Below are 11,629 nucleotides of genomic sequence, written 5' to 3' on the forward strand. Positions count from 1 at the left end.
GTATGTAATGTAAGTTGTACTATGCCGCAATATATGCCGATATCCTTTGATATTAAGCAAGGAAATCGTTTAAATGAATATGATATTAAAAAGATTCGTCTTGGAATGACAAAATTGGAAATATCTTCTAATATCGGAGATCCGACATTAGAAGGGTTTTTAAACCCAAACACATGGTATTATATTTTTTATTATCGTAGAGGTAATAGAATATTGGAGCATCAAATTTTAACATTAAAATTTGATGCTCATGATATTTTGGTAACTATAAACAAAGAGTAATAATACCCTTACGTGTTTTTGTTTTTATGTTATAATGTGCGATACGTTCCGTATATTACATGAGCCCTGGAAATGAATGCTGTAATTATGTTTTTATATTTAGTTTTAAAAATATGATTAAAAATTTTTTCGATAAATATTGATTTAAATTCGTAATGAGAAGAATATTCAATTCTACTGACAGCAGAAGTAATAGGAATAAATTCCCAATATCCATAAAATGATTTAAATGGTCCTTTTACTAAAAGGATTGAGATACTTTTGTTGTTTATAAAAAAATTGTGAGTAATCAATGACCTAACAATTCCGTTAGAAACTATATTCATTTCAGCAATCAATTCGTTATTATTTTTTTTTAAAATTTTACTTACATTGCATCCAGGAAGAAATTTAGTATAAGAGTTAATATCATTTACTAAATTAAACATTTGTTCTACACTATATGGTACTGAAATAAAATATTTAATGTAAGCCATATCAATCCTGTTTTGAATGGGTTTAAATATTACATACATATTAATATAATGGTTTTTAATAATAAAAAATAATATTTTTAAAAAAATTATTATGAATCAGTTAATTTTAAAGAAAATTACACAAAATAAACATGCATATCATGAATATTTTATTGAAAAAAAAATTGAATCTGGAATTTCATTGTTAGGATGGGAAGTAAAATCTGCTCGTTCTAATATGGTAGTTATTAATAATAGTTACGTATCTTTTTATAATAAGGAAGCGTATATTTGTAATTCTATATTTCAATCAAATGTAACTCAATTTTATAATGAAGCTCACAATTCCGTTCGTGTGCGTAAATTGTTATTAAAAAAAAATGAATTATTATTTTTAATTGAAAAAGTTAATCAAAAAGGTTACACTGCAATTATTTTGGATTTGTATTGGAAAAATTCTTGGATTAAAGTGAATATTGGCCTTGCTAAAGGTAAAAAAAAATACGACAAAAGAAATATAATACATATGCATAAATGGAAGAAAGAAAAAATACGTATTTTAAAGTATATGAAAAAATAATTATTTGTATATACAGTATACCGATGATATAATTGTTTTCGATGTTAGAATGGGGCTGATTTTGGATTCGACGGAGTATCTTATTATTTAAAGTGCATGCCGAGGTGAGGCAGGCCTCGTAAAAAGCCTCAAAAGATAAATGCAAATAATACTACATATAGAGAATCTGTTGCTTTAGCAGCTTAAATCAGACTAATATTCTGAAGGTTCCCTCTCGTTTCAATATTTACTCTTAGATATTAAAAATAAATAGAGAGGTCATATAAATAAGAGTGCGCGTAAATGCTTGCTTTTGGCTTAACGTTAAGTATAAAAAGCTAGTTGGTTAGTGATTGGTCTTGATATATCTACGCCAATTAAATGTAATTCAAGACCTAAGCATGTAGGTTACTAAAAATAAAAAGAATTCTGGACGCGGGTTCGAATCCCGCCAGCTCCACCAGGATTTAAAGATCAAATAAAATAGAAAAAAAATTAAATGATGAAGAATGACGAAATGTGCAGGGGTTTTTATATTTTGGAATGGTTTGGAGTTTTAGTTATAGCTTATTTATTCGATCAATAAAATAAAATTTTATTGATCGTCACTCAAAAATTTCTCTAATGAAATCATGTTTATTTCTCGTTTATTCTTTCATGAAAAAAATAAATTTTTTCATGAAAGAATTTTATTTAATACAAGAATATCTATTGCGTGTAATTAAAAAGTTTTAAAGAATGAAGAATAAAATCTTATGGATTATTTATATTTATTTATTGCTATTCTTTCCGAGGTTATTGCTACTTCTTACTTAAAAGCATCTGAAGGATTTAGTAAATTATATCCTGCTATTGTAGTAATAATTGGTTATACATTCTCTTTTATGTTGTTATCTCTAGTTTTGCAAACAATACCAATGGGTATTGCATATTCCTGTTGGGCTGGACTCGGTATTGTGTTTATTACTGCAGCGGGATATATATTTTATGATCAAAAATTAGATAGTTTAGCTGTTATTGGTATTGCTTTCATTATTATTGGTGTTGTATTAATTAATATATTTTCCAATACGATAAAACACTAATTTTTTAAAAAAGTAATTTATTAATTTAGTGTGTTTTTGAAGATATGTATGAGATACTTTTTAAGTATATTTATTATGCATAAAATATTTTATTATAAATAGGGCATTTAACTCATTTATTGTTCAATAATATATATTTTATACTTCATATATAGTTTTTTATTGCAATTTACTACAGTTTACGATTAATTTATAATTGATTTACTTAAAAAAATATTATGGTGTACTTTATCATTAAAGCTATCATCCAAATGATATATGTATTTAATATGTATATTGTTAATAATAAAATATTAGTATCATTCGTAATGATTCGGTTTTTATAAAAAGATAAAAAAGATTTTAAAAAATTTTAGATATTATGGTATTCATTATCTTTCTATGTACATATAGTATTCGAGTTGGTTTATTGAATTATTCGTATTATGTATGATTATTATATTTTATAATGTGTCTTCAAATTAAGATAAGATATTTTTATTTATTATGACAAAAAAAATAAAATATAACGAATTGAATAAGTATGATGATCATCAAAGATTTCTTAGAGAATTGCCTAAAATTATTCAAAGAGTAGATTATTTTAAGATTCTATTTAGCCCTAAAGAATTTAGAATTGCATTATTGCACGCTATTTCTAGGGCAAGCAATCATATTTGTTTGGTTACATTGTATCTAGATGATGATCTAGGTGGTAAAAAAATTATCGATGCTTTACTTCATGTTAAAAAACTTCGTCCTCAAATTAAAATTAGAATTTTGGTAGATTGGCATCGTGCGCGAAGAGTTCGTATTGGTTCTTCTAAAAAATATACGAATATTGATTGGTATACAGATATTATAAAACAGTACCCTAACACTGAGATTGCAATATATGGAATACCAATCCATGTGAATGAAGCTTTAGGAGTCCTTCATTTAAAAGGATTTATTATCGACGATCAGATATTGTATAGTGGTGCAAATTTAAATGGTGAGTATTTACATGTAAATACTAAATATAGATATGATCGGTATCATATAATACGTAATCCGCAATTATCTGATATTATGTTGAATTATATTGATCAAGAATTATTGTCTGCAAAAGTAACTAATAATTTGGGATACGGAAATTCTTTAAAAAAACTAAACAACAGTAAGAATAATATTCGTTTGTTGCGTCGTAATTTACGGAGAGTTTGTTATCGTTATCAGGGTAATGCTACATTTCATGAATTAGCAATTTCTCCATTAGTTGGATTGGGTAAAAACAGCGCTCTTAATAAGACTATTTATCATTTAATTTATTCAGCAAGAAATAAAGTTGTATTGTGTACACCTTATTTTAATATGCCTACTGTATTAATACGTGCTTTGGTTTCTTTATTACATCAAGGAATAAATATAGAAATTATTGTGGGAGATAAAATTGCTAATGATTTCTATGTTCCTGCACATCATCCATTTACACTAATTAGTATTTTGCCATATTTATATGAATTAAATTTACGTTATTTTTTAAAAAAATTGCAAAAATATGTTGATGATAAACGATTATTAGTTCGGATGTGGAAAGAAGGCAATAATGGGTATCATGTTAAGGGTATTTGGGTAGATGATGAATGGCAGTTGATTACTGGAAATAATTTAAACCCTAGATCTATAAGATTTGATTTAGAAAATGCTTTACTTGTTCATGACCCATGTAAATTGCTATTTCATCAAAAAAATAAAGAACTAAACATGATTCGTATGCATACGAATCATGTAACGCATTATACATCATTACAACATGTATCTGATTATCCTACAAAGATAGGACAATTTCTCTATAGAATACATAAAATAAGATTTGATCGATTAATTAATCGTATTTTATAAAAATTAAATGTAATTTCATGTACATTCTATTTTCACTATTTTTTATTATAATCGATCAATTGTTTAAAAATTTCAGGATTGCGAAGTTAAGCTCTCACGGGCCATTAGTATCGGTTAGCTCAACGCCTCACAGCGCTTACACACCCGACCTATCAACGTCATCGTCTTTAACGTCCCTTCAGGAGGATTTTAATCCTCAGGGAAGACTCATCTTGAGGCAAGTTTCCCGCTTAGATGCTTTCAGCGGTTATCTTTTCCGCACATAGCTACCGGGCAATGCCATTGGCATGACAACCCGAACACCAGTGGTGCGTCCACTCCGGTCCTCTCGTACTAGGAGCAGCCCCTCTCAATCTTCCAACGCCCACGGCAGATAGGGACCGAACTGTCTCACGACGTTCTAAACCCAGCTCGCGTACCACTTTAAATGGCGAACAGCCATACCCTTGGGACCTACTGCAGCCCCAGGATGTGATGAGCCGACATCGAGGTGCCAAACACCGCCGTCGATATGAACTCTTGGGCGGTATTAGCCTGTTATCCCCGGAGTACCTTTTATCCGTTGAGCGATGGCCTTTCCATACAGAACCACCGGATCACTAAGACCTGCTTTCGCATCTGCTCGAATCGTCACTCTCGCAGTTAAGCTAGCTTATGCCTTTGCACTAACCTCACGATGTCCAACCGTGATTAGCTAACCTTTGTACTCCTCCGTTACTCTTTGGGAGGAGACCGCCCCAGTCAAACTACCTACCAGACACTGTCCTTGATCCGGGTAACGGATCTAAGTTAGAATATCAAATGTTAAAGGGTGGTATTTCAAGAATGGCTCCATAAGAACTAGCGCCCTTAATTCATAGCCTCCCACCTATCCTACACATCAATATTTAATATTCAGTATCAAGCTATAGTAAAGGTTCACGGGGTCTTTCCGTCTTGCCGCGGGTACGCCGCATCTTCACGGCGAATTCAATTTCACTGAGTCTCGGGTGGAGACAGTCTGGCCATCATTACGCCATTCGTGCAGGTCGGAACTTACCCGACAAGGAATTTCGCTACCTTAGGACCGTTATAGTTACGGCCGCCGTTTACCGAGGCTTCGATCAAGAGCTTTTCTTTTTAATAAGATAACCCTCTCAATTAACCTTCCGGCACCGGGCAGGCGTCACACCGTATACGTCCACTTTCGTGTTTGCACAGTGCTGTGTTTTTAATAAACAGTTGCAGCCAGCTGTTATCTTCGACTGGTTTCAGCTCCAGAAGCAATATCGTTCATTCACTTACATCCCAGCGTGCCTTCTCCCGAAGTTACGGCACTATTTTGCCTAGTTCCTTCACCCGAGTTCTCTCAAGCGCCTGAGTATTCTCTACCTAACCACCTGTGTCGGTTTATGGTACGATTAGACATAACCTGGAGCTTAGAGGTTTTTCCTGGAAGCATAGCATTAATTCCTTCGTCATATTAATGACTCGTTATCACGCCTCAGCGTTAGAAAGATTAGATTTTCTGAATCTTTCAGCTTACACGTTTAAACCGAGACCACCGATCCTCGGCAAACCTAGCTTTCTTCGTCACCCCATCGCAGTTATATCTAGTACAGGAATATTAACCTGTTTTCCATCGGCTACGCCTGTTGGCCTCACCTTAGGGATCGACTCACCCTGCCCCGATTAACGTTGGACAGGAAACCTTAGTTTTTCGGCGAGCGGGTTTTTCACCCGCTTTATCGTTACTTATGTCAGCATTCGCACTTCTGATACCTCCAGCATGCTTTACAACATACCTTCTCAGGCTTACAGAACGCTCCCCTACCCAATATAATTTTATGCTCAATAATTAATAAATTATAAATTTAAAAACATTTAAGTACAAAATTCTATTGCCGCAGCTTCGGTGCATGATTTAGCCCCGTTACATCTTCCGCGCAAGCCGACTCGACCAGTGAGCTATTACGCTTTCTTTAAATGATGGCTGCTTCTAAGCCAACATCCTGGCTGTCTAAGCCTTCTCACATCGTTTCCCACTTAATCATGACTTAAGGACCTTATCTGGCGATCTGGGTTGTTTCCCTCTCCACGACGAATGTTAGCACCCGCCGTGTGTCTCCCGTAATAACATGCTTTAGTATTCGTAGTTTGCATCGAGTTGGTAGTCTGGGATGGACCCCTATTCGAAACAGTGCTCTACCCCTAAAGATGAATTTACGAGGCGCTACCTAAATAGCTTTCGGGGAGAACCAGCTATCTCCCGGTTTGATTGGCCTTTCACCCCTAACCACAAATCATCCGCTAATTTTTCAACATTAGTCGGTTCGGTCCTCCAGTTAGTGTTACCTAACCTTCAACCTGTTCATAGTTAGATCACCGGGTTTCGGGTCTATATCCTGCAACTTAACGCCCAGTTAAGACTCGGTTTCCCTACGGCTCCCTTATTTAGTTAACCTTGCTACAGAATATAAGTCGCTGACCCATTATACAAAAGGTACGCAGTCACACAAATAAACAAAATTTGCGCTCCTACTGCTTGTACGTACACGGTTTCAGGTTCTATTTCACTCCCCTCGCCGGGGTTCTTTTCGCCTTTCCCTCACGGTACTGGTTCACTATCGGTCAGTCAAGAGTATTTAGCCTTGGAGGATGGTCCCCCCATCTTCAGACAAGATACCACGTGTCCCGTCCTACTCATTGAGTCGTAGTAATTAATATATTTTCAGATACGAGGCTATCACTCTATATTGCTAATTTTTCCAAATTATTCTCTTAATATATTAATGACACTATGCAACTCTGGGCTGTTCCCCGTTCGCTCGCCACTACTAAGGGAATCTCAAATTGATTTCTTTTCCTCAGAGTACTAAGATGTTTCAGTTCCTCTGGTTTGCTTTATTCAGCTATTAATTTACTGAATAATAATGCACAATTTAAATTGCATTGGGTTTCCCCATTCGGAAATCACCGGTTAAAACGCTTCAAATCAGCTTACCGATGCTTTTCGCAGATCAGCACGTCCTTCATCGCCTTTGACTGCCAAGGCATCCACCGTGTACGCTTAAATTACTTAACTTCGCAATCCTGAAATTTCTATAAATCTTGTTAAGATATTACACATACTTGGTATATAGATACTGTAATTATACTTTTAGAGTATTATTAGCATAATATGCAAATGTATATAATTTTTTTGTAATGCAATAAACATAGAAATTATTATTGCATCCGACTTTTCAAATGAAAAAAAAAATTATATAACCTATATTTACACTAATATTTTTAATTTTAAGCTTTTTCCTGATTGTTAAAGAACAAAAATACTAAATTTTTTTATTTATAAAAACCCGCTTATCATAATAAAAACCTATTAATGTCCCCTAGGGGCTTCGAACCCCTGTTGCCGCCGTGAAAGGGCAGTGTCCTAGACCTCTAGACGAAGGGGACTGAGTTCTAGCAACAATAAAAATTTAATCTCGGTATTTTATAAATATTTCAATTACCATAAAATAATGTTAGATAATTGGTGTGGGCGCTTTTGCTCATATTATTTTGATAAAGTAAGGAGGTGATCCAACCGCAGGTTCCCCTACGGTTACCTTGTTACGACTTCACCCCAGTCATGAATCACAAAGTGGTAAGCGCCCTCCTTAAGGTTAAGCTACTTACTTCTTTTGCAACCCACTTCCATGGTGTGACGGGCGGTGTGTACAAGGCCCGGGAACGTATTCACCGTGACATTCTGATCCACGATTACTAGCGATTCCGACTTCATGGAGTCGAGTTGCAGACTCCAATCCGGACTAAGACGTACTTTGTGAGGTTTGCTTGCTCTCACGAGTTTGCTTCTCTTTGTATACGCCATTGTAGCACGTTTGTAGCCCTACTCATAAGGGCCATGATGACTTGACGTCATCCTCACCTTCCTCCGGTTTATCACCGGCAGTCTCCTTTGAGTTCCCGACTTGACTCGTTGGCAACAAAGGATAAGGGTTGCGCTCGTTGCGGGACTTAACCCAACATTTCACAACACGAGCTGACGACAGCCATGCAGCACCTGTCTCAAAGTTCCCGAAGGCACTCTCATATTTCTATAAGATTCTTTGGATGTCAAGAGTAGGTAAGGTTCTTCGTGTTGCATCGAATTAAACCACATGCTCCACCGCTTGTGCGGGCCCCCGTCAATTCATTTGAGTTTTAACCTTGCGGTCGTACTCCCCAGGCGGTCGATTTAACGCGTTAGCTCCGAAAGTCACAGATCAAAGTCTACAACCTTCAAATCGACATCGTTTACGGCATGGACTACCAGGGTATCTAATCCTGTTTGCTCCCCACGCTTTCGTACCTGAGTGTCAGTTTTCGTCCAGGGGGCCGCCTTCGCCACTGGTATTCCTCCAGATCTCTACGCATTTCACCGCTACACCTGGAATTCTACCCCCCTCTACGAAACTCTAGCTTGCCAGTTTCAAATGCAGTTCCTAAGTTGAGCTCAGGGATTTCACATCTGACTTAACAAACCACCTACGTACTCTTTACGCCCAGTAATTCCGATTAACGCTCGCACCCTCCGTATTACCGCGGCTGCTGGCACGGAGTTAGCCGGTGCTTCTTATATGGGTAACGTCAATTAATATTGATATTAGCAATATTAAGTTCTTCCCCATTGAAAGTGCTTTACAACCCGAAGGCCTTCTTCACACACACGGTATAGCTGCATCAGGGTTTCCCCCATTGTGCAATATTCCCCACTGCTGCCTCCCGTAGGAGTCTGGACCGTGTCTCAGTTCCAGTGTGGCTGATCATCCTCTCAGACCAGCTAAGGATCGTGGCCTAGGTGGGCCATTACCCCACCTACTAGCTAATCCTATCTGGGTTCATCCAGTGGCATAAGGCTTTTTTATTAATTAATAAAAAAGTCCCCTACTTTGGTCTCAACGACTTCATGCGGTATTAGCTATCGTTTCCAATAGTTGTCCCCCTCCACCGGGCAGATCCCCAGACTTTACTCACCCGTTCGCCGCTTGCCAGCAGAGCTACATAAATTTGCAACTCTCTGTTGCCGCTCGACTTGCATGTGTTAAGCTTACCGTCAGCGTTCAATCTGAGCCATGATCAAACTCTTCAATTTAAAAATTAATTTCCATTTATAAAACAATTTCGTTAATTTTAATCAGTAACTATTAATTAATTAACTTTCTATGCTTTAAAACGGATAATACTATATCTTATATTTGCTCAAGTGCCCACACCAATTATCTAAAAATCAAATTGTTAAAGAACTATATTTTTAATTATACATATTTCATGCCATTTTAAAAATAAAACAAACACATCATTATCATTGATTTTAACTGATGTCAATAGTATTTAATATTATTTTATGATTTGATAGTTTTTATTTAAAATATTTAAACTACATTTTTATAATTATAAAAATTATTTAAATCATTTTATGTCTTAGAGAATGATATATAATAATAATACTATAGGTATGTTACTATTGTATAATATTGATTAAGATACATTGATACCGTAGTTTAATTATTGTTGTGAGGATATTATGACACAATCATCATTGTTAATTCGTCGTGTATTAATTAGTGTATTTGATAAATCCAATATTTTAGAATTTGCTCAGTCATTAATTCAACGGGGTATTCAATTATTATCTACTGGGGGTACGGCTCGAATATTATCTGATGCTGGATTGCCAGTAATCAAGATTTCTGAGTATACTAAATTACCTGAAATTATGGACGGACGCGTTAAAACTTTACACTATAAAGTATATGCCGGAATTCTTGGTAGACGAGGATTAGATGATGCTATCATGCGTCAATATAATATTCCGCCAATTGATATGGTAGTAGTTAATTTTTATTCATTTAATTCTTTGCTTGCAAAAAATAAAAAATATTCTCAAGAAGAAATGTTAGATCGTATTGATATCAGTGGACCAAGTATGGTGAGGGCAGCAGCAAAAAATTATAAAAACGTAGCTATTGTAGTCAATAATGATAGTTATAAAAAAATTTTAGATGAAATCAATCGTTATGATGGATTACTCAGTTTAGACACTCGTTTTCATTTGGCGGTAAAAGCATTTAAATATGTTACTGAATATGATAATACAATTTCTGATTATTTTAATCATCAAGTACAAAGCAACTATCATGCGTCCATAACTAATGATCATCATCGTGATCAATCCTTTTCTTATTTTCCTAAAAATTTAACTTTTATGAATCTTAAATTTATAAAAAAACAAGATATACGTTACGGAGAAAATCCACATCAACGCGCAGCATTTTATATGGATATATCTAAGAAACACACAGGATCTATTTCTGATGCTCAGCAATTACAAGGAAAACCATTATCTTACAATAATATAGTAGACATGGATACGGCGTTAGAATGCGCGAAAATGTTCGATGAACCAACTTGTGTGATTGTTAAACATACCAATCCATGTGGTGTAGCAACATCTGATACTATTTGTACTGCGTATGCTAAAGCTTATCAAGCAGATCCGATTTCTGCGTTCGGAGGAATTATTGCTTTTAATAGATCTTTAGATAAAGAAACAGCTCAAGCTATTATTAGTCAACAATTTGTCGAAGCAATCGTCGCTCCAAATATTAATCGAGATTGTATTAGTATTGTATCTAATAAAAAACATGTACGAATATTGAGGTGTGGAATGTGGACCCCACGAACATCAGATATAGATTTCAAACGAATTAATGGAGGATTATTAATACAAGATTATGATGTCATGACAAATTTAGAAGATTTAGAGATAGTTACTATTCGGAAACCAACAAAAGAAGAAATGAAAGATGCATTATTCTGTTGGAAAGTGGTTAAATTTGTTAAATCTAATGCCATTGTTTGTGGTAAAAATTGTCAAACTATCGGAATTGGAACCGGTCAAATGAATCGAGTGTATGCGGCAAAAATAGCTACTTCCTTTCAAGAACATCAGGGCACATTGAATACTAAAGGGTCAGTGATGGCTTCTGATGCTTTTTTTCCTTTTTCTGACATAGTACATATTGCATCTGAAATAGGTATTAAATGTATTATCCAACCAGGAGGATCTATTCGAGACCAAGAAATTATTAAAACTGCTGATCGGCATGGTATTGCGATGATTTTCACACATATTCGTCATTTTAGACATTAATTGTTTAAAAAATTATTGTATTTTTCTTGAGAACATACGAGAGTCTTAGACATTTTTTTTGATAGAAAAAGTGATTGTGTATCAAAATAATAGATTTTTTACCATTTAAAAATTGTAGATAATAATTTTTTTAAGACATATTGAATAGGATTCATGTTCTCAATAAAATTGAGAAAAGTGCTAACTTTTTATATAAAAAATATAAACA

The 11,629-nt window shown here is 34.7% G+C and carries 6 protein-coding genes, 1 tRNA gene, 2 rRNA genes and 1 other RNA gene; 6 read left to right on the forward strand and 4 right to left on the reverse strand.

Annotation, left to right across the window (positions count from 1 at the left end; all coding sequences use genetic code 11):
- The first annotated feature begins 33 nt into the window (after positions 1-33).
- On the forward strand, positions 34-282 hold the full coding sequence (locus BCHRO640_RS02810; protein WP_236608096.1) for an outer membrane protein assembly factor BamE: 249 nt from the start codon (positions 34-36) through the stop codon (positions 280-282).
- A 29-nt stretch (positions 283-311) separates the two neighbouring features.
- Here the strand turns inward: BCHRO640_RS02810 and BCHRO640_RS02815 are convergent, their stop codons facing one another.
- Complete coding sequence (locus tag BCHRO640_RS02815; RefSeq protein WP_015344790.1) at positions 312-758, reverse strand: type II toxin-antitoxin system RatA family toxin; 447 nt, start codon at positions 756-758, stop codon at positions 312-314.
- Between the two features lie 91 nt (positions 759-849).
- Between BCHRO640_RS02815 and smpB the strand changes: the two genes are divergently transcribed.
- The 4 genes from smpB (at position 850) to pssA (ending at position 4,244) form a co-directional block, all read left to right on the forward strand.
- On the forward strand, positions 850-1,317 hold the full coding sequence (smpB, locus tag BCHRO640_RS02820; RefSeq protein WP_015344791.1) for an SsrA-binding protein SmpB: 468 nt from the start codon (positions 850-852) through the stop codon (positions 1,315-1,317).
- A gap of 51 nt (positions 1,318-1,368) precedes the next feature.
- Positions 1,369-1,759, forward strand: a transfer-messenger RNA (tmRNA) gene (ssrA, locus tag BCHRO640_RS03335).
- A 292-nt stretch (positions 1,760-2,051) separates the two neighbouring features.
- The gene (locus BCHRO640_RS02825) at positions 2,052-2,381 is read left to right on the forward strand and encodes a DMT family transporter (RefSeq protein WP_015344792.1); all 330 of its coding nucleotides are present in this window, start codon (positions 2,052-2,054) and stop codon (positions 2,379-2,381) included.
- Between the two features lie 486 nt (positions 2,382-2,867).
- Positions 2,868-4,244: a CDP-diacylglycerol--serine O-phosphatidyltransferase gene (gene pssA, locus BCHRO640_RS02830; protein WP_015344793.1), complete on the forward strand. Its 1,377-nt coding sequence runs from the start codon at positions 2,868-2,870 to the stop codon at positions 4,242-4,244.
- An 82-nt stretch (positions 4,245-4,326) separates the two neighbouring features.
- Here the strand turns inward: pssA and BCHRO640_RS02835 are convergent.
- The 3 genes from BCHRO640_RS02835 to BCHRO640_RS02845 form a co-directional block, all read right to left on the reverse strand.
- Positions 4,327-7,308, reverse strand: a 23S ribosomal RNA gene (locus BCHRO640_RS02835).
- A gap of 298 nt (positions 7,309-7,606) precedes the next feature.
- Positions 7,607-7,679 (reverse strand) — tRNA-Glu (locus tag BCHRO640_RS02840).
- A 114-nt stretch (positions 7,680-7,793) separates the two neighbouring features.
- Positions 7,794-9,360 (reverse strand): 16S ribosomal RNA (locus BCHRO640_RS02845).
- The 16S and 23S rRNA genes sit together here with 1 tRNA gene alongside, the layout of an rRNA operon.
- A gap of 432 nt (positions 9,361-9,792) precedes the next feature.
- On the opposite strand from BCHRO640_RS02845, the gene purH reads away from it, so the two are divergent.
- Positions 9,793-11,421 (forward strand): bifunctional phosphoribosylaminoimidazolecarboxamide formyltransferase/IMP cyclohydrolase, encoded by a 1,629-nt coding sequence (gene purH, locus BCHRO640_RS02850; RefSeq protein WP_015344794.1) that lies wholly within the window; start codon positions 9,793-9,795, stop codon positions 11,419-11,421.
- Positions 11,422-11,629: the final 208 nt, after the last annotated feature.

The sequence above is a fragment of the Candidatus Blochmanniella chromaiodes str. 640 genome (genome assembly GCF_000331065.1).
Classification (GTDB): Bacteria; Pseudomonadota; Gammaproteobacteria; order Enterobacterales; family Enterobacteriaceae; genus Blochmanniella; species Blochmanniella pennsylvanica.

Coding starts and splice junctions, on each gene's coding strand:
- BCHRO640_RS02810 (WP_236608096.1), top strand. CDS start 34: ATGCCGATATCCTTTGATATTAAGCAAGGAAATCGTTTAAATGAATAT.
- BCHRO640_RS02815 (WP_015344790.1), bottom strand. CDS start 758: ATGGCTTACATTAAATATTTTATTTCAGTACCATATAGTGTAGAACAA.
- smpB (WP_015344791.1), top strand. CDS start 850: ATGAATCAGTTAATTTTAAAGAAAATTACACAAAATAAACATGCATAT.
- BCHRO640_RS02825 (WP_015344792.1), top strand. CDS start 2,052: ATGGATTATTTATATTTATTTATTGCTATTCTTTCCGAGGTTATTGCT.
- pssA (WP_015344793.1), top strand. CDS start 2,868: ATGACAAAAAAAATAAAATATAACGAATTGAATAAGTATGATGATCAT.
- purH (WP_015344794.1), top strand. CDS start 9,793: ATGACACAATCATCATTGTTAATTCGTCGTGTATTAATTAGTGTATTT.